The sequence below is a fragment of the Synechococcus sp. CCY 9618 genome, assembly GCF_019038415.1.
Classification (GTDB): Bacteria; Cyanobacteriota; Cyanobacteriia; order PCC-6307; family Cyanobiaceae; genus Cyanobium.
Genome location: NZ_JAFKRG010000009.1, coordinates 99,676 through 119,995 on the forward strand (window position 1 = coordinate 99,676; position 20,320 = coordinate 119,995).

General features: G+C 68.1%; 28 protein-coding genes. 12 read left to right on the top strand and 16 right to left on the bottom strand.

Going from position 1 to position 20,320, the window contains the following annotated elements:
- The first annotated feature begins 4 nt into the window (after positions 1-4).
- The gene (gene moaC, locus KUG41_RS01915; RefSeq protein WP_254216738.1) at positions 5-553 is read left to right on the top strand and encodes a cyclic pyranopterin monophosphate synthase MoaC; all 549 of its coding nucleotides are present in this window, start codon (positions 5-7) and stop codon (positions 551-553) included.
- Positions 546-1,799, top strand: a complete 1,254-nt coding sequence (locus tag KUG41_RS01920) for a molybdopterin molybdotransferase MoeA (RefSeq protein WP_216900521.1) — start codon at positions 546-548, stop codon at positions 1,797-1,799. The genes moaC and KUG41_RS01920 overlap by 8 nt, the downstream gene beginning before the upstream one ends.
- A 13-nt stretch (positions 1,800-1,812) precedes the next feature.
- Here the strand turns inward: KUG41_RS01920 and KUG41_RS01925 are convergent, their stop codons facing one another.
- The 5 genes from KUG41_RS01925 to KUG41_RS01945 form a co-directional block, all read right to left on the bottom strand.
- The gene (locus KUG41_RS01925; protein ID WP_216900523.1) at positions 1,813-2,376 is read right to left on the bottom strand and encodes a pyridoxamine 5'-phosphate oxidase family protein; all 564 of its coding nucleotides are present in this window, start codon (positions 2,374-2,376) and stop codon (positions 1,813-1,815) included.
- A 55-nt stretch (positions 2,377-2,431) separates the two neighbouring features.
- Positions 2,432-3,853 carry a DUF1254 domain-containing protein gene (locus KUG41_RS01930; protein ID WP_216900525.1) on the bottom strand — a complete coding sequence of 474 codons (1,422 nt, stop codon included), beginning with the start codon at positions 3,851-3,853 and terminating at the stop codon, positions 2,432-2,434.
- Between the two features lie 105 nt (positions 3,854-3,958).
- Positions 3,959-4,264, bottom strand: coding sequence for a hypothetical protein (locus tag KUG41_RS01935; protein WP_216900526.1), 306 nt, complete (start codon positions 4,262-4,264; stop codon positions 3,959-3,961).
- 205 nt (positions 4,265-4,469) lie between these two features.
- Positions 4,470-5,528 (bottom strand): Ldh family oxidoreductase, encoded by a 1,059-nt coding sequence (locus KUG41_RS01940; RefSeq protein ID WP_216900527.1) that lies wholly within the window; start codon positions 5,526-5,528, stop codon positions 4,470-4,472.
- 6 nt (positions 5,529-5,534) lie between these two features.
- Entirely contained in the window at positions 5,535-6,353 is an 819-nt protein-coding gene (locus KUG41_RS01945) for a VanW family protein (protein ID WP_216900528.1), read from the bottom strand.
- Positions 6,354-6,416: 63 nt separating this feature from the next.
- On the opposite strand from KUG41_RS01945, the gene KUG41_RS01950 reads away from it, so the two are divergent.
- The 8 genes from KUG41_RS01950 to KUG41_RS01990 all read left to right on the top strand — a co-directional run bounded on the left by KUG41_RS01950 (position 6,417) and on the right by KUG41_RS01990 (position 13,742).
- Entirely contained in the window at positions 6,417-7,538 is a 1,122-nt protein-coding gene (locus tag KUG41_RS01950; RefSeq protein ID WP_216900529.1) for a KamA family radical SAM protein, read from the top strand.
- Positions 7,538-8,533: a D-alanine--D-alanine ligase gene (locus tag KUG41_RS01955; protein ID WP_216900530.1), complete on the top strand. Its 996-nt coding sequence runs from the start codon at positions 7,538-7,540 to the stop codon at positions 8,531-8,533. Before KUG41_RS01950 ends, KUG41_RS01955 begins: the two co-directional genes overlap by 1 nt.
- Positions 8,506-10,137 carry a murein biosynthesis integral membrane protein MurJ gene (murJ, locus tag KUG41_RS01960; RefSeq protein WP_216900531.1) on the top strand — a complete coding sequence of 544 codons (1,632 nt, stop codon included), beginning with the start codon at positions 8,506-8,508 and terminating at the stop codon, positions 10,135-10,137. Before KUG41_RS01955 ends, murJ begins: the two co-directional genes overlap by 28 nt.
- Positions 10,138-10,448: 311 nt before the next feature.
- On the top strand, positions 10,449-11,138 hold the full coding sequence (locus KUG41_RS01965; RefSeq protein ID WP_254216739.1) for a DUF2092 domain-containing protein: 690 nt from the start codon (positions 10,449-10,451) through the stop codon (positions 11,136-11,138).
- A gap of 291 nt (positions 11,139-11,429) precedes the next feature.
- A complete protein-coding gene (locus KUG41_RS01975) occupies positions 11,430-12,047 on the top strand; it encodes an META domain-containing protein (RefSeq protein WP_216900537.1) in 618 nt (205 codons plus the stop codon).
- Between the two features lie 99 nt (positions 12,048-12,146).
- Positions 12,147-12,536: a DUF2358 domain-containing protein gene (locus KUG41_RS01980; protein WP_216900539.1), complete on the top strand. Its 390-nt coding sequence runs from the start codon at positions 12,147-12,149 to the stop codon at positions 12,534-12,536.
- Between the two features lie 574 nt (positions 12,537-13,110).
- A complete protein-coding gene (locus KUG41_RS01985; RefSeq protein WP_216900541.1) occupies positions 13,111-13,344 on the top strand; it encodes an antitoxin in 234 nt (77 codons plus the stop codon).
- The gene (locus KUG41_RS01990; protein ID WP_216900543.1) at positions 13,341-13,742 is read left to right on the top strand and encodes a type II toxin-antitoxin system VapC family toxin; all 402 of its coding nucleotides are present in this window, start codon (positions 13,341-13,343) and stop codon (positions 13,740-13,742) included. The genes KUG41_RS01985 and KUG41_RS01990 overlap by 4 nt, the downstream gene beginning before the upstream one ends.
- Positions 13,743-14,167: 425 nt before the next feature.
- Here the strand turns inward: KUG41_RS01990 and KUG41_RS15515 are convergent, their stop codons facing one another.
- The 9 genes from KUG41_RS15515 to KUG41_RS02030 form a co-directional block, all read right to left on the bottom strand.
- Entirely contained in the window at positions 14,168-14,683 is a 516-nt protein-coding gene (locus KUG41_RS15515; protein WP_371733997.1) for an alpha/beta family hydrolase, read from the bottom strand.
- A gap of 56 nt (positions 14,684-14,739) precedes the next feature.
- Complete coding sequence (locus tag KUG41_RS02000) at positions 14,740-15,144, bottom strand: PIN domain-containing protein (protein ID WP_216900545.1); 405 nt, start codon at positions 15,142-15,144, stop codon at positions 14,740-14,742.
- Entirely contained in the window at positions 15,141-15,371 is a 231-nt protein-coding gene (locus KUG41_RS02005) for a hypothetical protein (protein WP_254216740.1), read from the bottom strand. Before KUG41_RS02005 ends, KUG41_RS02000 begins: the two co-directional genes overlap by 4 nt.
- 85 nt (positions 15,372-15,456) lie before the next feature.
- Positions 15,457-16,125 carry an alpha/beta family hydrolase gene (locus KUG41_RS02010; RefSeq protein WP_216900878.1) on the bottom strand — a complete coding sequence of 223 codons (669 nt, stop codon included), beginning with the start codon at positions 16,123-16,125 and terminating at the stop codon, positions 15,457-15,459.
- 338 nt (positions 16,126-16,463) lie between these two features.
- Positions 16,464-16,871, bottom strand: coding sequence for a type II toxin-antitoxin system VapC family toxin (locus tag KUG41_RS02015; protein WP_216900547.1), 408 nt, complete (start codon positions 16,869-16,871; stop codon positions 16,464-16,466).
- 10 nt (positions 16,872-16,881) lie between these two features.
- On the bottom strand, positions 16,882-17,109 hold the full coding sequence (locus KUG41_RS02020; RefSeq protein WP_216900549.1) for a type II toxin-antitoxin system Phd/YefM family antitoxin: 228 nt from the start codon (positions 17,107-17,109) through the stop codon (positions 16,882-16,884).
- 172 nt (positions 17,110-17,281) lie between these two features.
- The gene (locus KUG41_RS16040) at positions 17,282-17,608 is read right to left on the bottom strand and encodes an alpha/beta family hydrolase (protein ID WP_371734002.1); all 327 of its coding nucleotides are present in this window, start codon (positions 17,606-17,608) and stop codon (positions 17,282-17,284) included.
- A gap of 281 nt (positions 17,609-17,889) precedes the next feature.
- Positions 17,890-18,066, bottom strand: coding sequence for a hypothetical protein (locus tag KUG41_RS15520; RefSeq protein WP_254216741.1), 177 nt, complete (start codon positions 18,064-18,066; stop codon positions 17,890-17,892).
- On the bottom strand, positions 18,067-18,264 hold the full coding sequence (locus KUG41_RS02030; protein ID WP_371733998.1) for a DUF433 domain-containing protein: 198 nt from the start codon (positions 18,262-18,264) through the stop codon (positions 18,067-18,069).
- A 138-nt stretch (positions 18,265-18,402) separates the two neighbouring features.
- On the opposite strand from KUG41_RS02030, the gene KUG41_RS02035 reads away from it, so the two are divergent.
- Both KUG41_RS02035 and KUG41_RS02040 read left to right on the top strand, forming a co-directional pair.
- Positions 18,403-18,612 carry a hypothetical protein gene (locus KUG41_RS02035; protein WP_216900553.1) on the top strand — a complete coding sequence of 70 codons (210 nt, stop codon included), beginning with the start codon at positions 18,403-18,405 and terminating at the stop codon, positions 18,610-18,612.
- A 149-nt stretch (positions 18,613-18,761) separates the two neighbouring features.
- Positions 18,762-19,022, top strand: coding sequence for a hypothetical protein (locus tag KUG41_RS02040; RefSeq protein WP_216900555.1), 261 nt, complete (start codon positions 18,762-18,764; stop codon positions 19,020-19,022).
- A 21-nt stretch (positions 19,023-19,043) separates the two neighbouring features.
- Here the strand turns inward: KUG41_RS02040 and KUG41_RS02045 are convergent, their stop codons facing one another.
- Together KUG41_RS02045 and KUG41_RS02050 are read right to left on the bottom strand one after the other, a co-directional pair.
- Positions 19,044-19,355, bottom strand: coding sequence for a chaperone modulator CbpM (locus KUG41_RS02045; RefSeq protein WP_216900557.1), 312 nt, complete (start codon positions 19,353-19,355; stop codon positions 19,044-19,046).
- Positions 19,348-20,298, bottom strand: coding sequence for a DnaJ C-terminal domain-containing protein (locus tag KUG41_RS02050; RefSeq protein WP_216900559.1), 951 nt, complete (start codon positions 20,296-20,298; stop codon positions 19,348-19,350). Before KUG41_RS02050 ends, KUG41_RS02045 begins: the two co-directional genes overlap by 8 nt.
- Positions 20,299-20,320 lie beyond the last annotated feature (22 nt).

Here is a 20,320-nt window from a genome sequence, read left to right on the forward strand (position 1 = left end):
CGCCATGCTGGAAGCCCCGACCACTGCGCCCATCGCCATGAGCGAGCCCGGCCTCTCCCACCTCAATGCCGCCGGCCAGGTGCACATGGTGGAGGTGGGCGACCGGCCCGCCACCGACCGGCGCGCCGTGGCCGAGGGCTACATCGCCATGGCCCCGGCGGTGCTGGCCCTGGTGCTGGAGGGCCGGGCGGCCAAGGGGGACGTGCTGGCGGTGGCCCGGGTGGCGGCGATCCAGGGGGCCAAGCGCACCTGGGAGCTGATTCCCCTGTGCCACCCGATCGCCCTGACGGGCCTGGAGGTGCTGATCGAGCCGGCGGCCGATGGTTCGGGCCTGCGGCTGCAGGCCAGCGCCCGCACCAGCGGTGCCACCGGCGTGGAGATGGAGGCGCTCACGGCGGTGCAGGTGGGCCTGCTCACCCTCTACGACATGGTCAAGTCGGCCGATCCGGCCATGACCATCGGGCCGGTGCGGCTGCTGCGCAAGGAGGGGGGCCGCAAGGGGCTGTGGGAGCACCCCGGTGCGGCGCCCAGGGCGGAGGCGGCCGGTGGCTGAACCGTTTCCCCGCGAGGGCCTGCCCCTGGAGGAGGCCCGGCGCCGGGTGCTTGCAGAGCTCCAGCCCCTGGAGGGGCGCGAGCGGCTGCCCCTGGCGCGCTGCCTGGGCCGGGTGAGCGCCGCGCCGGTGCGGGCCGCCGAGGCGGTGCCGGGCTTCCGGGCCTCGATCATGGACGGCTACGCCGTTGCCGAGGCCGAATCCCCCGGCCCGGGAAGCCGCTGGCGGCTGGTGGGCCGCTCGGCCCCCGGGGCTCCCTTCGGAGCGGCCCTGGGGGAGGGGGAGGCGATCCGCATCCTCACCGGTGCGCCCCTGCCCGAGGGGGCCCGGCGGGTGCTGCCCCAGGAGCTGGTGAGCCCCGAGCCCCCCGAAGTCGGCGGGGCCGGGACGATCCGGCTCACGGGGGAGGCGGGTGCCAACCCCTGGATCCGTTCGCCCGAGGAGGAGGTCGCCGCCGGCGCCGAGCTGCTGGCTGCCGGCGTGCGCCTGGGCCCGGCGGCCCTGGGGCGGCTGGCCAGCTGCGGGGTGGCTGCGCTGGAGGTGGCCGCCCAGCCGCGGCTGGGGCTGCTGATCAGCGGCGATGAGCTGGTGGGGGCCGGTGCGGCCCGGGGGCCGGGCCAGATCTGGGAGAGCAACGGCACCCTGCTGCGGGCCCTGCTGGAGCGGCTGGGCTACCCGGTGGCCGAGCAGCGGGTGGTGGCCGACGATCCGGCCGCCCTGCGCCGGGCCCTGCTGGAGCTGGCCGCCGGCTGTGATGTGGTGGTGAGCACCGGCGGGGTGTCGGCCGGCGACAGCGACTGGATCCGGCCCCTGCTCGCCGAGCTGGGGGAGGTGGGGTTCTGGAAGCTGTTCCTCAAGCCCGGCCGGCCCTTCGCCTTCGGCCGGCTGGGGGAGCGGCCCTTCTTCGGCCTGCCGGGCAACCCGGTGGCGGCGGCGATCACGGCCCTGCAGCTGCTCTGGCCGGCCCTGCAGCGGCTGGAGGGGGGCGAGGTGAGCCTGCTGCCGCGGCTGAAGGTGCGGCTGGCGGCGCCGCTGAAGCGCGGCGCCGGCCGGCCGGAACTGGCCCGGGCCCGGCTGCAGGTGGCGGCCGATGGCGCCCTGCTGGCCGTGGTGGAGGGCAGCCAGGCCTCCTCCCGCATCGGTTCGCTGCAGGGGGCCGACCTGCTGCTGGAGATCCCCGCCGAGCTGGGCGGCCTGGAGGAGGGCCAGGAGCTGTGGGCCCAGCTGTTGCGGCTGCCGCTGCTCTGAACCGTTGCCCGCATCAGCCCGCGCCGTCGTCCGCAGGCGTGGGGATGGGTGCCGGCAGGCCGTCGATGCTGCGGCGGTTTTTGCGGAACCAGTAGCGCTCGATGCCGGCCTTGCCCTGGCGCCGGGCCCAGGCGTCGAGGTCGCTGCGGTCGCCCTGATAGGCGAAGCGGGGCACCGCCATCCCGCAGGAGGTCTGCACCTTCTCGATGGCCAGCTCGAAGATCTGGCGGGCGCCGGCCAGGGGCTCGAACCGGGCGTAGAGCTCGTCCCAGTCGGGCTCGCCCCGCTGGATGGTGCGGGCGCTGCCGTAGAGCCTCAGGATCAGAGGGTTGCCTTCGAAGGCGCAGAACATCAGGGTCATGCGCGGGCAGAGCTGCACGTGGGCGGCGGTTTCGTTGCCGCTGCCGGTGAGGTTGAGCCAGATCAGGCGGCTCGCCTCGAGCACCCGCAGCGCATCCATCCCCTTGGGCGACAGATTCACCCGGCTGTCGGCCGTGGCGGTGGCCACGAAGAACAGCTTCTGGGCGGCGATGAAGGCGATGTGGTCGGCGGTGAGGGCGTCGAACGACTGGCCCATGGTCAGAGGCCCCCCCGGTGGCGAGGGGCTGATTCTTCCCGGCAGGAAGGGGTAGTCACTTCACGCGCTGCAGGGCCGGGGGCTTCCAGGTTCCGCTGAGCGCCGATTCCTTTGGCCAGTAAAGCCGCATCACCATGTAGATCGGGCCGTCGGGTGCCGGCAGCCAGTTGGATTCCCTGTCCTTGCCTGGTGAGTCTTTCTGGATGTGGATGGTGAGGGAGCCGTCAGCATTTTTCTTCAGATCAGGCAGCATCGGCGAATTGATCAGATACCGATTGATCGGGTTCTCGATCAGCAACTGCGTCTTGCCGTCGTACATGGTCACCGACCAGAAGGCATTGACCGGTGGCAACTGACCGGCCGGAAAGGTGAGTGTGTAGCGGTTGGTGCTGGTGTCGGGCTTGTTGCCTTCGCTGTCGGTGGAAAGGATCGGATACATCGCTTCGACCGCATCGTTGGCGTAGATGCCAGCCATGGCCACGGTGGCGCGGAGCAGGTCATCCCCCCCATAGGCCTTGCGGTCGCCGATGCCCTTGGTGGCGATGCGCCAGCCGTTCACATCGTTGCCAAGGCTGCCGACGGACTGTCTGATCGTTTCCAGCCCATCCTTCATGCCCGTCTTGACCTCTGCCTGCTGCTGCGGTGTGAGCCGCTCAAGAGAGAAGGGCTTGCCTGATGCAACGCCGATGGAGGCGAAGCGGGCGCGCATGGGCCGTTCCACGGCCGCAGGACCGATGGGCGGACTGAATGCCAGGACGAAATTCAGATAGGTGAAGGGATCGGCATCAGCCAGCTGCTTGTTGATCTTTGGCCAGGCGATCTGCGGTGCGGCGGGTGGTGCAGGCTTGTTCTGAAACGTCGAGAGCGGCAGGGCCCGATAGCCGGACTGGATCTTGATGACGTTGTCGATGTCGGCAGGATTGAACAGCTGGGTGCGGAACAGGGCAGTCGAGAAGTCGGTTTCGCTGCGGAAGACCTTGCCGATCCCGGCAGGCTTCTCTCCCCTCCATCTCGGACCTGCGATCATGTAACAGCCTGGATTGTTACCCGTTGTACGACTGCCGATGTAGCCGTAATTGAAGGTGTACATATCAATGAGTTGAACCGAAAAATAGCGCGATGACTCGATTTTCGGATTGCAGAGCACGAACGGCTCAGCGCGGAGGTCGATGGCGACGAAGGAATAAGGGGTGTCACTGTTGGGAGTGACGACCGTCGTGTCCTTGGGGGTATAGACGCGTGCCGTGTTGTAGATCTGGTTGATGGGGGCCTTGAACTGGGGCCCAGAGCTATCGATGAAGTACTCGTTGAAGATGGCATAGTTCATGACCATCGGGAAGCCGTAAATGAAGGCTTCTTCAGCGATTGGACGGACGCTGGTGGTGGGTCGTTTTTCCTGCGAGCGTGCTGGAAGACCCGTCAGGCTGGAAGCGGCAACAAGCGCGAGGGTCCAAAGACTGGCGTTTCCAATGTGCATTTTACGCCTTCCTATTGCAATGCTCAGGCAGACAGCTTATCACGAATTCACTTTCATCGTTCGATGGCCTTCGTCCTGTGATGACATGCTGGGTGTAAGGGGAGCTCAAGCGGCCAAGGAATAGACGTTGAAAAATCCCGACAGGCTCCACAGCAAGGCACCCGCTCCGGAGACGAGCCCTGCCCATCTCTTGTTGTAATAATGATGGCAAAGAATAAGAAATCCAAACAATACGATCTGAATGGCTATGGCCGTTTCACCGCCGATATCAACGCGCTTCACCAGGTATAGGAGGCCTGGCAAGGGCCCCGCCAAAGGAGCGAGCGAGAAAAACAAGCCGACGAGCCATCCTGCTTGACTGAACCCCTTGAGATCAATATACAATGGATGATGTGCAAAACTCAGGCCCAAGTCAGTGCGGGCAGGAAGTATTTCAGGTTAAAGATGTCACCTTTCAGTCTCCCGATCAGTCTTCGTGCAGAGCCTCCTCGCCCTCCTGTCTGCGGCACAAGCTTTGGCGGCTTGTCTCAGCAGCCACGGCCATCACATTGGTCGTAAGGCCGTTCCTGTGGGCTTCTCGGCCGGAACATGAACAGGCCAAGCCACCGGATCCGGTTCAGGACTCGTCCCGCAGCAGGGCAGTGGCATCGTCACCGAAGTGTTCGCCCAGGGCCTGGAGAAGGGCGTGGGGCAGGGGGATTCCATCGCGGCGCCGTTCCCTTTCGGTGAGGCGTTCCCGTTCGCCGGGATAGAGAACCTCATCACCGGCATCGATGGGAGGGGTGGCCTTCAGTCCGGCGATGGCGGCTTCAACCCGCGCTTCAACCTCGGCCCGCCCGTTCCAGGCCGCCCCATCAAGCACCCAGAAGAGATGGCCGGTGCCGTTGGCGGCGTCATGCACCGCCTTGCGCTTGAACATCGCCGCGTCTGTGCCCAGCAGCGGCCCGCAAAGCAGGTCGGCGATGAAGGCCAGCCCGGAACCCTTGGGGGAACCCGGCGCATTCACCGCAGATGCTGCCGGGTCGAAGGTGTCGCGGCCCTCGGCGTCGAGCGCCCAGCCGGGGGGAATCGGCAGGCCCAGGTAGGCGAAGTGGCGGATGCGGCCTCCACTCACCGTGCCCGCCGCCATGTCGAGCACCACGGGGGTGTCCCCACAGGGAATCGCCCAGGAGAGGGGGTTGTTGCCCAGGCGGGCCGCGCAGCCGCCGAAGGGGGCCAGATCCACGGCGTTGGTGTCGCTGGTGGCGAAGCCCACCATGCCGGCGGCGGCGGCCATGCGGGTGTAGACCCCCGCCACGCCGAAGTGGTTGCTGTTGGTGACGCCCACGGCGGCCATCCCCGTGGTGCGGGCCACCTCGATCGCCCGTCCCATCGCCTGCGCCGCGGCGTACTGCCCCGGGCTGCGATCGGCGTCGACCCGCATCAGGCACCCGTGGGTGGCTTCAAAACGCAGCGTGGGGGAGGGGTTGATGCGCCCATTGCCCAGGCTGCGGTCATAGCCGATCAGCTGCTGCAGGCCATGGGAATCGATGCCCCAGAGATGGGCCTGCACCAGGTGGCTGCGGATCACAGCGGCCACATCGGGGCGGACGCCATGGCGGTCCAGCATCGCGCCGATGAAGCGGTCGACCCGCTCTGCGGGCACGCGTAGGCAGGCCCCGTCGGCAGCCGTCATGGCCATTCAGTCAGGCAGGGTGGCCAGGGGACGGTAGTGGCTGATGAAGCGGTAATCCAGCCGCCACCCCAGGGCGTCGTCTTCGCCGGGGCCGGCCGTCGCCATCCAGCGGCGGGTCTCCACCCGGCTGCCAGGGTGGCCACCGGCGGCGGGGGGCGGCAGCCAGGCGATCACCCGCGAGTCGAGGCGCACCTGGAGCGGACAGGGGGCCCGGGCGAGGAGGGCGGCCTCCAAGCTCCGCCCGTCGCCGCTGCGGTGCAGCCGCATCGCCAGGAGCAGCGGCACGGCGTGGTCGTTGCGGGCCAGCAGGTTCTTGAAGCCGTAGGCCACCGCCGCGTCCTGCCCCAGCACGAAGAAACGATCCTCTCCATGCACGTCGGTGCTGTGGTTGCTGTGCTCCAGCAGGGTGCAACCGGCCCGCAGCAGGGCGCCGAACAGGGTGGTGGAGACCTGGCAGAGCCCCCCCCCGGTGTCGCTGCGCAGGCGACCGTCCACGAGCATCGGCCCGGCGCGGTAGCCGTTGCCCAGGCAGGGGCGAGGCACGTGGTGCCAGAAACTCAGCACCTCCCCCGGTTGGATCACCACCCCGTGCAGCTGGTCGATCGCCCGCTGCATGTTGTGCAGCCGGTCCGCCTCGGCCGAGTCCCCACCGCGTCGCTTCACCGGCGTGACGCACGTCCCCCAGCACCAGGGGTAGGTGGTTTCTGCGGGGCCCTTCAGGCGCCGCGCGAAGCGGCGGCGGTGGCCCCGGCGCCGGTACCCCCATTCGATCCACCCCTGGCGCAGGCAGGCCCGCAGAGGCTGGGCCCAGGCAGGCAACGGCATCGATGACGGCGCCCTGAAACCGCCATTCTGGCCGGGTCGGATGACTGGCTTAGCATCCCGCCAATGGTCCTGTGGCAAGACGAGCTGAGCAGCGGCCTGCGCCAGGCACGGGCGCTCGCTGCTGACCCTTCCGGCGCCGGGTTGCCGCTGCCGGAGGCGGATCAGCCGGCGGTGGCCGCGGCGGGCGAGCGCTTTCCCTTCCTTGTGCCCACCGGCTACGCCGACCTGATCGACTGGAACGATCCCGGTGATCCGTTGCGGCAGCTGCTGATGCCCACCGCCGCGGAGGAGAGCCCCGAAGGATCCCTCGACACCAGCGGAGAAGCCCTCTCCACGATCGTGCCGGGTCTGCAGCACAAGTATGAGCAGACCGCCGTCTTTCTGCTGACCGAAGCCTGTGCCGGCCATTGCCGCTACTGCTTTCGCCGGCGGCTGATGAGCCGGGACGTGATGACCAAGGAGACGATCGAGGATCTCGAAGCGGCCGTCGCCTATGTGGCCGCCCATCCGGAAGTGGAGAACGTGCTGCTCTCGGGGGGCGACCCGATGATCTGCAGCACCCGACGCCTGGAGCGATTGTTCGAGGCCCTGGCCCCGATCCGGCATCTCTGGCAGCTGCGCATCAGCACCAAACTGCCGGCCTTCCTGCCGAGCCGGTTCAGCAGCGACCCGGCCCTGCTCGATCTGCTGCGCCGGCTGCGGAGCCGCTTCCAGATCGTGGTGCAGTGCCACTTCGACCACCCCCGCGAGATCACCCCCGCGGCCGAACGGGCGATCGAGGCGCTGCAGGACAGCGGCTGTCTGCTGACCGCCCAGATCCCCTTGATGCAGGGGGTGAACGCCGACGTCGAGGTGCTCACAGAGCTGTTCAAACGCCTGCATCGCCTCGGCGTTCTGCCCCAGTACCTCTTCCATCCGCGGCCGGTGCAGCACGCCACCCATTTCCAGCTGCCGCTCCTCGACGGTCTGGCGCTGGTGGAGGCGGTGCGCCGGCGCTGCAACGGGCCCGTGAAGCGCTTCCGCTACATCCTCACCCATGCCGACGGCAAGCTGGAACTGGTCGGGCTGCTGCCGGGCCGGGATGGCCAGCTGGTCTGCCGCTGGCATCAGGTGCGCCGGGGAATCAGCCGCGAAGGCCTCCACCTCGCAGCGATCACCCCCGAAACGACCTGGCTCCAGCAGTGATGCGGATCGGGCTGCTGTACGAAACACGTGACGAGCTGCTGGCCGGCCCCGCCGCCCGGGAGGAGACCCACTACCACTGGCGGGAGCCGGAGGAACTGGATGCGGTGGAAAAGGCCCTGCTCCAGCTGGGCCACCGGGTGGAGCGCCTCGGGGGTGTGGACGCCCTGCTGCGGGTCGGGACGGCCGGGGGCGGCGCAGCGCCGGATCTGGTGATGAACCTGTCGGTGGGGGCCCTCTCCCGCAGCCGGACCGCGATCGCCCCGGCGCTGCTGGAGCACCTGGGGATTCCCTACACCGGTGCTGATGCGGCCGCCAAGGCACTGGCCCTCAACAAGGACTGGCTCAAGCCCGTGATGCTCTGGGCCGGGATCGCCACCCCGGCCTGGCGTCTGATCGGTCCGGCGGAACCGGTGCAGGTGCTGCCGGACTGGCCGGTCTCGATCCTCAAGCCGGCCAGCGAGGGTTATTCCCTGGGGCTGCGACGCTTCGAGAGCGCCTGGGGGCTTGCGGCCCTGCGGCAGCTGGTGGACAGCCTGCGCCAGGACTTCGGCGGCTCGGTGCTGTGCGAGGAGCTGATCGCCGGGCGGGAGGTGAGCGTGGGGGTGGTGGGCAACGGGGGCGAGGGGACCGCTCTGCTGGGCGCCGTGGAAACCCTGGCGGCTGACGGCTCGGCGCTGGGGGAGCGGCTGCTCGACCTGACGGCCAAGCGTCGGGGCGGCCTGATCAAGGTGGCCGTGGACCTGAACGAGCCCGTCCTGCGGCCGCTGCGCCGCGGCGCCCTGCGGCTGGTGGAGCTGCTCGGTCCGCTCGATTACGCCAGCTTCGACTTCCGCATCGACGCCGCCGGCACCGCCCACCTGCTGGATCTCAACGCCGATGCCACCCTGCACCCGCAGCGGTCGCTGGCGCAGGTGGCGGCCCAGGCGGGCATGGCCTATCCGGATCTGATCGGCGCGATCGTGGCGGCGTGCCGGCGCCGGCACGGCGGGCCCTGAGCGGGGTGGGGGAGCGTCGCTCCCTGCTGGGGATCGCCGGGGTGGTGGGGGTCGCCACGGCCCTGAGCAAGGGGCTGGGGCTGGCACGCTCCATGGCGGTGGCGGCGGTGTTCGGTGTCGGGGCGGTGGCCGACGCCTTTGCGTTCGCCACCATGCTCCCGGGCTTCTTCCTGGTGGTGCTGGGCGGCCAGAATGGGCCGCTGCAATCGGCCCTGGTGAGCGTTCTCAGCCAGGACGAGGGGCTCGACCAGCAACGCCTGATCGGCTGGGCCCAGCGCGGCCTGACCCTGGTGCTGCTGCCCCTCAGCCTGGGGATCGTGCTGGCGGCCGGGCCCCTGCTGGAGCTGCTGGCGCCGGGGCTCAGCGACGAAACACGGCAGCTGGCGGTGTTGCAGCTGCGCTGGATGGCGCCGATCGTGCTGCTTTCCGGCTGGATCGGGGTGGCGATGGCCCGCCTGATCAGCGCCGGTGTCTACGCCATCCCGTCGCTCAGCCCGATGCTCTCCAGTGCGGCGGTGATCGCCGCCGCCGCGGTGGCCATGGCACAGGGGCGCTGGTTCACCCCGGGCTCACCGACCTGGATGGCGGCCGCGTCCCGCACCCTGGCCCTGGGCATGGTGCTCGGAGCCCTGCTGCAGTGGCTCCTGCAGCAGCTGGCGATGGGGCGCCTGCCGCGTGCGGCCGAGCCGGCGCCGCCCCGGCCTGCCGGCACCAACCGGCCGGCCGCTGAAGCGAAGCGGAAGGTTCTCGCCCTGCTGGCACCGGCGACCCTGACGACGGCGCTGGGAAGCGCCAATGCCACGGTGGATCTGATCTTCGCCTCCTATCTGCCGGGGGTGGCCGCCGCCCTCGGCTATGCGGAGGTGCTGGTCCAGGCGCCGCGCGGATGGGTGGCCAGCATGCTGCTGGTCCCCCTGCTGCCGGCCATCGCCCGGCAGGCCGCTCAGGGGGAGCCGGCCCAGCTGCGCGAGCGGGTGACGCTGGCCCTCCGCCTCACCGGCTTCGTGGCCGTTCCCCTTGCGGCCCTGGTGGCGGCCCTGGCGGAGCCGATGGTGGCCACCCTGTATCAGCGGCGGGCCTTCGACCCGGAATCGACCCGCCAGGTGGCGGGGCTGCTGCTGATCTACGGCATCGGCATCGTGCCCAGCCTGGTGCGCGATGTGATGGTGCGCGTCTTCTACGGGCTGGGTGATGGGGCCACACCGTTCCGCGTCGGCCTGGCCTCCGTCGTCCTGAACGTGGTCCTGGATGCGGCCCTGGTGCAACGTTTCGGAGCACCGGGTCTGGTGCTGGCCTCGGTGGGCGTGAATCTGTTCGCCGCCCTGCTGCTGGCCATCGCCCTGGAGCGGGCCCTGGGGGGGATCGCCTGGTGGAGCCTCAGCGGCGATCTGCTGGCCAAGACGTTGGCGGGCCTGCTCGCCGCTCTGGCGGCATGGAGCCTCTGGCAGATGGGCGGGGTGCTGCCGCAGTCGGAGGCCTTCCCCATGGCCCTGCTGCGCCTGGCGGCGGCAGGGGCGGCAGGCGCACTGACGTTCCTCGCCGTGGCCCGGCTGCTGGGCATCCGCGACGGGGAGCGGATCCTGCGGGGCAGGACATCCGGCTGAGCCAAGCCGGAGCTGAGCACCGAAGCCTGGCGTGGCTCAGAGGGTGTTGACCAGGGTGGGCTGTTTCTTTTGTGGAGATTTCATGACGGCTGCGATGGCGTAGAATGCAATCTCTTGGTACTGAATCTGTGTGGCCACTCCGGCTGTCACCACAGCTGGTATCTGCAAGTGAGATTTTTAACAAAATGTCAGTATTTTCCCTTTCCGCAGGTCCTGTTCGTGGCTTGCTCCGTGGGGCCGCTGTCAGCGTCGTCTCGGTGGTGGCGTGCACAGGATTAGCCTCCAGGGCTGTGGCAGGAGAAGCTGAAGCGATGGCCCTGCTCAAGGGCATGACCAACTATGTGTCGGCTCAGCAGACCCTTTCCTTCCGTTACGACTCCGACCTTGAGATTGTCACCACCGACAGTCAGCGACTCACCCTGGCGAGTTCCGGCACGGTGTCGCTGTCGCGGCCGGGGAAGATCCGCGCCACCCGCTCCAACGGCTTCATCAATACAGAATCTGTTTTCGACGGGACGACGTTCACCCTCCTTGGCAAGGACAGAAATGTCTACATGCAGGTTCCGATTCAAGGAACAATCGAGACCCTGGTGGATGAGCTCAAGGACACGTACCGCCGGCCCCTTCCCGCTGCCGACCTGCTGCTTCCCAGGGCCTACGTCGAACTCACCGACGGTGTCATCGATGTGAAGGATCTCGGCAGCGGGGTCGTCGGTGGCGTTGAGTGTGACCATCTCGCCTTCCGCAAGAAGGACGTGGATTACCAGATCTGGATCGCCCAGGGAGATCGACCCTTCCCCTGCCGTTATCAGATCACATCCAAGCTTGTTCCCGGTTCGCCTCAGTACATTGTCCAGATCAGCAACTGGCAGGCCGGCCCCGCGGCGGTCGGCCTGAACTTCAGCTTCGTTCCACCGGAGGGTGCCACGAAGATCAGCCATGATGAAATCAAAAAGATGACGGATATGGGCGAACTGCCCAGCAACTACACACGGAGGTAACCCATGACCCACATCAAGAGAACTGCCATCCTGCTGGTTGCCGTGGGCCTGGCTGGCTCAGGTCAGCTGCACACCCTTTCCGCAGGGCTTCTGAACACCTTGATCCCTCCCGCGATGGCGCGGGTCGGCCGGCCGCTCACGCCCGTGAGCGTGGCCGGGGTGGGCCGTCGCACCGTGCGTCGCTGCGCGGTGGGCGTCTACGACTGCTGATCACAGGCGGGACTTGATCCCCAAGGCTGCCTGGACGGGCAGCTCCGGCGCCGCTACTGCTGAAGCAGCAGCGATCCCCTGATGGCCAAGGCCTGCGTTCCCGCCGGGGTGAGCCAAGCCGTCGTTGCCGTGCTTCTGGCCAGCGGAACCTTCGCCGCCACCGGCCTGCTTCCCGGCGGGCCCGGCACCAGCTGGGCCAGGCCCGTTGCCGCTCCCCTGGCCGGATCCCAGTGGCGCCTGGTGGAGATCCAGTCGATGGATGACGCTCAGGGCACCACCCGGCCGGCCGATCCTTTCCGCTACACGCTTCTGTTCGGCGCTGACGGCACGGCTCAGCTGCGCCTCGACTGCAATCGCGCCAGGGGCACCTGGTCGGCCAGAGCGGCCGCCGATCCCGGCAGCGGCAGCCTGAGCTTCGGGCCCCTGGCCACCACCCGCGCCCTCTGTCCGGCTCCCAGCCTGGGCGAGCGTCTGGGCGCCCAGGTGCCCTATGTGCGCACCTACCTGCTGAAGGACGGAAGGCTGTATCTGAGCCTGCTGGCCGATGGCGGCATCCTGGTCTGGGAGCCCCTGAAGGAAGGGGGCGGGCCCTCACGGACCCCCGACCATCGCTCTGACAGGTTCACCCGGCGGCCAGAAAGGGCAGATCGAGGCTGTCGCTCGTGTCGCTCAGCCGGTGGTCGTGCGGATTGCGCATGAAGGAGGTGTCCGAGACCATCAGCGCGTCGTAGCCCGCGTCCCAGTCGGCCCAGGATCCTGCCGTCCATGCCAGTCTTGCCCGCCGCCCGATCAACACCTATGGACATCCTGGCGGCGCTTCGCAGCGACTACCGAACCTTTCCCCACCAGCAGAGTTTTGATCTCTACGCCTCCGACGTCTTTTTCAAAGATCCTCTAACGCAATTTCACGGCATCACTCGCTATCAGCGGATGATTGCATTCATTGAGAGATGGTTTCAGGATGTGAATTTACAACTGCATGCCATCGATCAGGTGGATGACACCATCCACACCCGCTGGACGCTGAACTGGACAACCCCCTTGCCGTGGCAACCGCGCATTGCCATTCCTGGCCGCAGTGAGCTGGTTCTGAATCAGGCCAATCTGATCAGTTCGCATCTTGATGTCTGGGATTGTTCGCCCTGGAATGTCGTACAGCAGCACTTCACGTCCAGGCGGCCTGCGTAGCCGAGGCCATGCGCGTCAACCACTGACCTGCCAGGAGCGTGTCGCGCCCAGATCAGCGTCCAGCCTCTTCAGAGACGCCCTGAAACCTGCCCAGATCCAAGTGACAGCTCAAGATCTGGGTGAGGGACTGTGGAATGGTCAAGCTCATGTCCTTCTGCCCCTTGAACCCGGAACAGAGCCTGCTGCTGCGGCTCTCACCGGTGGTCTGGTTGTCGCGGAGCACCTGGCTCTGTTCGATGCGAGCTGTGCGTCATCACACCAGTCCGATCAGCTCAGTATCGGCCGCCTGGGTGGCTTTTCTCGGCCGGCCCCGCAGGTGCTGCGGCGCCTCAGCAGGGGGGGTTCCGCAGGCCTGCCTGCTCCGCCACCAACGCTTCCAGCCCTCCGCGGCGACCGGCCGGTGCAGCCCGGCACCTTTGCGCCAAAGGACGCCACCTGGGTGCCGCTGAACAGATCGAAGTCAACACAACGGCCGCTGGCTGGATCGAGCCCATAGGCCCGCCGCAGGGCACGGGACGATCGCTATGGCCACCAATAGTAGCTACCATTGGTAGCTACCTGATCAAGGGCGCCCATGGACACCGCACGTCTGTTTCAATCGGGCCGCAGCCAGGCGGTGCGACTGCCGAAGGACTATCGCTTCAGTGGCAGCGAGGTGGTGGTGAAGCATTTCGGCAACGGGGTGCTGCTGCTGCCCATGGATGACCCATGGCAAACCCTGGAGGCGGGACTGGCGGCCTTTGAACCGGGATTTGTGATCACGCGTGAGCAGCCGGAAGAGCAGATCCGGGAGCCGATCAGCCCATGATCCTGCTCGATACCAACATCTGTATTTACATCATCAATGCCAAACCAGCAGCGGTGCTGGAGCGTTTCAAGTCCTACCGCATGGGTGAGATCGGCCTGAGCAGTGTGGTGGCCGCTGAACTGGCTTTTGGTGTGGCCAAGAGTGGCTCAGCCCGCAACCGTCAGGCCCTGGAGTTGTTTCTGGCCCCACTCACACTGCTGCCCTTTGACGAGCGCGCCGCCTGGGCCTGCGGCGGCCTTCGCGTGGAGCTGGAACGCCGTGGCACGCCGATCGGCGCACTTGACATGATGATCGCCGCCCATGCCCTGAGCCAGCAGGTCCCATTGATCACCAACAACAGCCGCGAGTTTGCCCGGGTGCCTGGGCTGCATGTTGAAAACTGGGTGGCTGGGGGGTAAGGGTTGATGGAGGATGTTGCCGCCGGAGATGCGCTGGGAACAGGCGGAGATCTGCTGAAAGAGATGGCTCCAGGCTGATGCAGCGGATCAGGGAGGTCCGCCATGCTTCGGTGGTCCGGCGCTCATGGCAACACCTTGAGCTGGAGCAGCTGGGCTGCTTGCTTCAGTCGGCGGTCAAAGCAGGCGAAGGTGAGCGACTGATCGATGTTGACCTGCAGTTCGTGGGCGGCCGCAAGTGGGGGTCCCCCTGTTTCGAGGACAAGTCGGTAAGGGTCACGCCATGACCACCTCAAAGTTCAATGTGGGTGGGGGGGTCTTTCACGACAGCCTTCCGGCGAAGTAGGGGCCACTTTTGATGGCTGGTGCCAGCTGCTCCGCCTACCTACCGGCCGACCCCGGCAGGAGCTGCCACCAGAGGCCTGGGCTCAGCAGCTGAGCCCCTCCCCCAGAAACCCATCCCCCCAGCCCACCGCCGCCCCCCAGTTCTCCGCCTCACTCAGGCCCGAACGGCGGGTGGGCTTGAAGCTGTGGTCCCCGCTGGGGATCCAGCCCAGCTGCACCGCCGGGGAGAGGCTGTAGGTCTCCACCTCCTCCCGCCGCCCGAAGCTGTCGCGCTCCCCCTGCAGGATCAGGGTGGGCGTGCGCAGGGCGGCCAGGTGCTCGGTGCGCAGCTGCAGCGGCTTCCCCGGCGGGTGGAAGGGGTAGCCCAGGCACAGGCAGCCGCGCACCCCGTCGCTGGTGGCAAGCTCATCGATCAGCAGGCTGGCCACCCGCCCGCCCATCGACTTGCCACCGATGAACAGCGGGCGCTCCGGGTGCTGCGTCGTCTCCAGCCGCACCTGCTCACGAAAAGCCTCCTGCAGCACCGGCATCCGGTCGGGCCCCTGGCGGCGGCCTGTTTCGCGCATCCGTGCCATGTAAGCAAACTCGAAGCGCACCACCCGTCAGCCCCGCTGCGTCAGGCCGCCGGCGATGGCCTCCATGAAGGGGCCGTCGATCAACCGGGGCGCTCCAGACGCTGCAGCCGCAGCTCGCAGACCGAGGCGATGGCCTCGAAGTCGGCATTGAAACTCACCAGCACGGCGTCGTGGTGCAGGGCCACGGCGGCCACCAGCAGATCCAGGCTCAGCACGGTGCGGCCGACCTGGCGGCAGGCCTGGCCCAGGCCGATCGCCCGCTGCCACAGGTCCGTGGGGGTGGAGAGCGTGGGCAAGGTGGCGAACTGCGCCTCCAGCAGGCGGGCCTCCTCGGGCCGGGCGGAGCGGAGCACCTCGAAGAGCACCGGCTCCGCCAGATGGGCCTCGGGGTCCAGGACGAAGGGCGCGATGAACTGCTTCAGCGCGGCCGGGCTGCGGGCCCGGGTGAAGTCGATCCAGAGGCTGGTGTCGAGCAGCAGGGTCATGAGGCGAACTTCTGAGCCCGCTGGCGCTCGCGCTCCTGGTCGGCCTCAAAGGTTTCCAGCTCCACGCCCCACTCGCCGCTGAGGAAGCGCTGAGCCACCTGGGCCCGGCGCCTCTGCTGCAGGGCCTCCTCCATCAGACGGCGAATGGCGGGCCCCTTCTTGCGCTCACCCGTGATGTCCAGGATTTCGGCCATCTCCGTTTCGGACAACTCGACGGTCACTTTCATGGTTTCAGTATCCAGGAGTCCGAGTCTCCGGTCAGCATGGCAGCCCTCGTAGCTTCTTGTCTCCGCTGCATCGAGCTGGCAAGCCTCACCCCCCCAGCACCCCCCGCAAAAAACCATCACTCCACGCCACCGCCGTGGCCCAGTTCTCCGCCTCGCTCAGCCCCGAACGGCGGGTGGGCTTGAAGCTGTGGTCGCCGCTGGGGATCCAGCCCAGCTGCACTTCCGGCGAGAGGCTGTAGCCCTCCACCTCCTCGCGGCGCCCGAAGCTGTCCCGCTCCCCCTGCAGGATCAGGGTGGGCGTGGTCAGGGCGGCCAGGTGCTCGGTGCGTAGCTGCAGCGGTTTGCCGGGCGGGTGGAAGGGGTAGCCCAGGCACAGGCAGCCGCGCACCCCGTCGCTGGCGGCCAGCTCCTCCACCAGCAGGCTGGCCACCCGCCCGCCCATCGACTTGCCGCCGATGAACAGGGGCCACTCCGGGCTGGCGCTTTTCTCCAGCCGCACCTGCTCACGAAACGCCTCCTGCAGCACCGGCATCCGGTCGGGCCCCTGGCGGCGGCCCGTCTCTCGCATCCGGGCCATGTAGGCAAACTCGAAGCGCACCACCCGCCAGCCCGCCGCGGCCAGCCCGGTGGCGATGGCCACCATGAACGGGCTGTCCATCGGCGCTCCAGCCCCATGGGCCAGCAGCAGGGTGGCCGGGGCGGTGTCGGGGCCGTCGATCAACCGTGGCGCGGAGATTGGGGCCTGAGCCGTCATGGCCAGATCCTGGTGGAGCCGCCGGCCCTCCGTCCATTCCGCCGGGGCCAGGCCAGCGGACAGCAGGCGCCGGTCGGCGTCGCTTGCGAGGATCTCGCTCACCGCTTCGGCCAGCAGCGAAGCGATCGGCTTGTGCTCCAGCGAGGCCACATAAGGGTCTTGCGCAGCCGCTCGTGATCGGCCGGAAAGCGATCGATCAGCCTTTGCGACATGCTCCAGCTCTGAGGCGACAACAGAGGGGAGCATCGCGCCTGAGCCTCGTAGCAGGCGTTGGCCCAAGGTCGGGGTGACGAGACCATCCGCGCAGGGCGGGTCAAGCCGTGGTGAAGGTCTGAGGATCAGCCCACGGCCTCCACATGCTCTCCGTAGGCCGCCAGGGTGCGATCGGCGCTGAGCATCCGAAGGCCTTCCACCTGGGCCTGCACCACCAGCAGGCGGTCGAACGGGTCGCGGTGGATCCAGGGCAGGTGCTGCACGGCCAGCGCGTGTTCGGCGCGCACTGGCAGCTCGCGGAACCCTTGGCCAAGCAGACCCAGGCGCAAGGCGGAAGCCTCCACCTGGAAATCGGCTCGCCCGAGCGACGACTTGATGGCCACCTCCCACAGGCTCACCACGCTGAGCACCACCGGCTGGGCCGGATCTGCCAGAAGGCTGGCCACAGCAGCGGGCAACCGCTTCGGTTCGATCGCCCACCAGAGCAGCAGCTGGGTGTCGAGGAGCAGGGCCTGGGGTTCGGTGGGGGTCACTCCTGCGGGATCAGCCGAACAGGGCGTCGATCTCGCTGGCGAAGTCGGCCTTGAGATCCGCTCGGGCCACGGCAGCACCCTGGAGGAACCCGCCGCGGCGAATCTCTGAGGTTTCTTGCACGGGTACCAGCCGCACCAGCGGCCGGCCGGCTTTGGCGATCACCACCTCCTCCCCCTCGAGGGCCTGGGCCACGTAGCGAGAGAGGTGGGTCTTGGCGTCGTGGAGGTTCACCTGCATGGCCAGGGCCCGCAATGGGATCAGCTTAGTCTGTGTGCGGCTAAGTCAAGTCCATCGGGAATGAAGCCGAGTGAACCCGAGAGGAAGAAGATCCTCATGAAACCTGCCGACCCGATAGGCCCCGCAGGAGGAGTAAACGAGTCAGTCTGCGGTGCTGCTGGAGCAACTGAGCTCAGCCCCGAACGCCTGGTGGGCTTGAAGCTGTGGTCGCAGCTGGGGATCCAGCCCAGCTGCTCCACCAGCAGGCTGGCCACCCGCCCGCCCATACCTGCCCGCCCATCGCCATGCCGCCGATGAACAGCGGCCGCTGCGGGCTCACGCCCCTCTCCAGCCGCACCTGCTGGCGGAACGCCTCCTGCAGCACCGGCATCCGGTCGGGTCCCTGGCGGCGGCCCGTCTCGCGCATCCGGGCCATGTAAGCAAACTCGAAGCGCACCACCCGCCAGCCCGGCGGCGATGGCCGCCAGGAACGGGCTGTGCATCGGCGCCCCGGCCCCATGGGCCAGCAGCAGGGTGGCCGGGGCGGCGTCGGGGCCGTCGAGCAGGCGGGGGTCGGGGTCAAGGGTCGGAGTCATGGGTGGATCCTCGTGGAACCAGCGGGATCTGCCAGCCGCGTGATGCCCACCGTTGATGGCATCAGGGAATCAACAGTTCCCTGTAATCGCCGCTCCTGGTGGCCGCAACAGCGGCCATCACGGCTTCCGTGGCCTGCCGAATCCTGGGCCAGCTGGTGGTGGTCAGGACAAGGATCGCGATGCTGCGGTCCTGGAGGTTCTGCTGCTAACGAAGGTTGGTATCGGTTGTCATCAGCAGCTCGTAACCCTCCTGCTCCGCCAGCCGGATCAGCTCGCCATTGGTGACGGTCGACCAGCCCAACTCGTAAGCCGTGGCAACGATGTGGCCATCCAGATACCGGCGCAGGGGAACGGGTGTCCCCTGATCAAACAGGATCCGCACTCAGACCACCGTCGCGGCCGTGCTCCTAGCGACATGCTCCAGAACCAGCCGGGCCTGCACGACACTGACGCCAGGGAACAGCTCGACGAACTCCTGAACGGAAACGCCATCTTCCAGATTTTCGAACAGGGCTGCCACCGGAATCCGAGAACCGCGAAACACCCAGGCACCACTGACGCGCAAAGGATCCTTCTCCACGGCAGGGCAATCCGCCCAGGCCAGATCCGATCCAGTGGTCACAGGTCCAGCCGGCAGCCGATGCGTTCAGGGTAGACAGCCCGTTTGTTGGCGTTCGGGCGCAGGACGGGATAGGTTCCGCCATCCCCTCGTCAGGTCTTGGTTCGTTTGGCTGGCCATGCCGACCGGCCCCCTCCACGGCAGCTCCAGCCAGCCCCGCAGGGCCAGATCCAGCTCGATCAACAGCTGGGGCTCCAGCTGGCCCACCACACCGCCCAGGGCGGCCAGGGGCAGAGCGTGACGCTGGGATGGGCCTGCAGCCAGCGGTCCGCCTGCACCACCACGGCGGGGCGTGGCTTGCCGGCGTAAACCCTGCCAGGGTCATGCCGTCCAGTCGGGCCAGTCGGGCACCTCTCGCTCCATTGGGGCGACTCCGACGTGGCCAGCCGCATCGACTGCTGCCGGGCCTCCTCGCCGTCCCCGCGGCGCACCAGAATCCGGGGGCCTGCCTCCCTGCCATGGGCGCGATCCTGCTTACCGTTCTGACCGTGCTGCTGGGCTACGGCCTGGGCAAGGGTGTTCCCCGGCTGGTGCAGGGCTCCGGCCGCCTGGCGCGCCGCTCCCGCTTCACCCAGCTGGCCTTCGGGGTTCTGCTGCTGTTGCCCTGGCTGGTGGGGATCGCCCTGGTGGTGCAGCTGCCCCTGCGCCCGGTGCTGCTGCTGCCGGCGATCGGCTACGCCGCTGACATGGCGCTCGGCCGCCGCAAGCTGGGTCTGTAGCCGGCCCCGCTGGGCCGCCCCTCAGCGCGGCAGCTGGGATTCCAGCTCCCGCAGCCGCTGCTCCAGGGCTTCGATGCGATCGAGATAGGTGAGGGCCAGGGCCATGCCGGAGACATTGAGGCCGAAGTCGTCGCGCAGGCGGGCGGCGCGGCGGGCCAGGGTGAGGGTGCGGCTGTGGAAAGTCCAGGTGGGTTCACTGCCCCCGGCCACCTGGAACACACCGAACTGAACCAGTTCGATCACCTCCTCCTGCACCAGCCCCGAGGCGGAGAGCAACTCCTCCAGGGGCAGCGGGCTTTCGTTGTCGTCGGGAATCAGCAGATCGTCAGCCATCGGTGGGAACTCCTTCGAGATGGAGGCGGGGGTGGAAGGACGAGGCGTCGGCCAGTTGCTGGAACAGCTCCCGTTCCCGCTCACTGAGCTCCGGCGGCATCACGATCTGGAGCACACCGTAGAGATCGCCGGCTCCCTCGCGCCGGTGGGGCAGGCCCTTGCCGGCCAGGCGCAGCTTCTGGCCGTTGCGCATGCCCGGCTGCACCCGCACCCGGGCGGTGCCATCGAGGCTGGGGAGGGTGATCTCGGCGCCGAGGGCGATCTCCCAGGGAGCGATCGGCACGTCGAGATAGAGGTCATGGCCCACGGCCCGGAAGCGGGGGTGGGGCTTCAGATGGATGTCCAGATACAGATCCCCGGCCGGCCCCCCACCGATCCCCGCCCCACCCCGACCAGGCACCCGCAGCCGCTCCCCCTCGATCACGCCGCGGGGCACCCGGATCCGGCCGGAGCGGGTCTCCCGCTGCACCCGGCCATCGCTCTGCAGGGTCGGCACGCTCAGGTTGAAGGACACCTCGGTGCCCTGGGCCGCCTGCTCGAGGGTCAGCTCGGTGGCCACCTCCAGGTCCTGGCCGCGGATGGGCACCGGCCCCGCCGGGCGCCCCCAGCCCCCGGCGCCGAAGCCCATCTGCTCGAACAGATCGGCCAGATCCACCTCCTGCGGCTGGCCGCCGTCCCGCCGGAAGCGTGTCTCCCAGTCGGGGGAGGGGTGGAACTCCTCCCCGGGGCGGTGGCGGCCGAGATCGTCGTAGGCCTGGCGTTTCTCCGGATCGGAGAGGGTCTGGTAGGCCTCGCTGATCGCCTTGAAGCGGTCCTCGGCGCCCTCTTCCTTGGCCACATCCGGGTGGTAACGCCGCGCCAGCCGCCGGTAGGCCTTCTTGATGTCCTCGGCGCTGGCGTCCCGCTCCACCTCCAGCGCGGCGTAGTAATCCTTGAACTTCATGGCACCTGCCTCTCCCCGGCCA

Excerpts from the sequence above, each read along its gene's own strand:
- moaC (WP_254216738.1), top strand. The coding sequence starts at position 5 with ATGCTGGAAGCCCCGACCACTGCGCCCATCGCCATGAGCGAGCCCGGC.
- KUG41_RS01925 (WP_216900523.1), bottom strand. The coding sequence starts at position 2,376 with ATGGGCCAGTCGTTCGACGCCCTCACCGCCGACCACATCGCCTTCATC.
- KUG41_RS01930 (WP_216900525.1), bottom strand. The coding sequence starts at position 3,853 with ATGCACATTGGAAACGCCAGTCTTTGGACCCTCGCGCTTGTTGCCGCT.
- KUG41_RS01940 (WP_216900527.1), bottom strand. The coding sequence starts at position 5,528 with ATGACGGCTGCCGACGGGGCCTGCCTACGCGTGCCCGCAGAGCGGGTC.
- KUG41_RS01945 (WP_216900528.1), bottom strand. The coding sequence starts at position 6,353 with ATGCCGTTGCCTGCCTGGGCCCAGCCTCTGCGGGCCTGCCTGCGCCAG.
- KUG41_RS01950 (WP_216900529.1), top strand. The coding sequence starts at position 6,417 with ATGGTCCTGTGGCAAGACGAGCTGAGCAGCGGCCTGCGCCAGGCACGG.
- KUG41_RS01955 (WP_216900530.1), top strand. The coding sequence starts at position 7,538 with ATGCGGATCGGGCTGCTGTACGAAACACGTGACGAGCTGCTGGCCGGC.
- KUG41_RS01965 (WP_254216739.1), top strand. The coding sequence starts at position 10,449 with ATGGCCCTGCTCAAGGGCATGACCAACTATGTGTCGGCTCAGCAGACC.
- KUG41_RS01975 (WP_216900537.1), top strand. The coding sequence starts at position 11,430 with ATGGCCAAGGCCTGCGTTCCCGCCGGGGTGAGCCAAGCCGTCGTTGCC.
- KUG41_RS01980 (WP_216900539.1), top strand. The coding sequence starts at position 12,147 with ATGGACATCCTGGCGGCGCTTCGCAGCGACTACCGAACCTTTCCCCAC.
- KUG41_RS01985 (WP_216900541.1), top strand. The coding sequence starts at position 13,111 with ATGGACACCGCACGTCTGTTTCAATCGGGCCGCAGCCAGGCGGTGCGA.
- KUG41_RS01990 (WP_216900543.1), top strand. The coding sequence starts at position 13,341 with ATGATCCTGCTCGATACCAACATCTGTATTTACATCATCAATGCCAAA.
- KUG41_RS02000 (WP_216900545.1), bottom strand. The coding sequence starts at position 15,144 with ATGACCCTGCTGCTCGACACCAGCCTCTGGATCGACTTCACCCGGGCC.
- KUG41_RS02005 (WP_254216740.1), bottom strand. The coding sequence starts at position 15,371 with ATGAAAGTGACCGTCGAGTTGTCCGAAACGGAGATGGCCGAAATCCTG.
- KUG41_RS02010 (WP_216900878.1), bottom strand. The coding sequence starts at position 16,125 with ATGACGGCTCAGGCCCCAATCTCCGCGCCACGGTTGATCGACGGCCCC.
- KUG41_RS02020 (WP_216900549.1), bottom strand. The coding sequence starts at position 17,109 with ATGCAGGTGAACCTCCACGACGCCAAGACCCACCTCTCTCGCTACGTG.
- KUG41_RS16040 (WP_371734002.1), bottom strand. The coding sequence starts at position 17,608 with ATGGGGCCGGGGCGCCGATGCACAGCCCGTTCCTGGCGGCCATCGCCG.
- KUG41_RS02040 (WP_216900555.1), top strand. The coding sequence starts at position 18,762 with ATGGGCGCGATCCTGCTTACCGTTCTGACCGTGCTGCTGGGCTACGGC.
- KUG41_RS02045 (WP_216900557.1), bottom strand. The coding sequence starts at position 19,355 with ATGGCTGACGATCTGCTGATTCCCGACGACAACGAAAGCCCGCTGCCC.
- KUG41_RS02050 (WP_216900559.1), bottom strand. The coding sequence starts at position 20,298 with ATGAAGTTCAAGGATTACTACGCCGCGCTGGAGGTGGAGCGGGACGCC.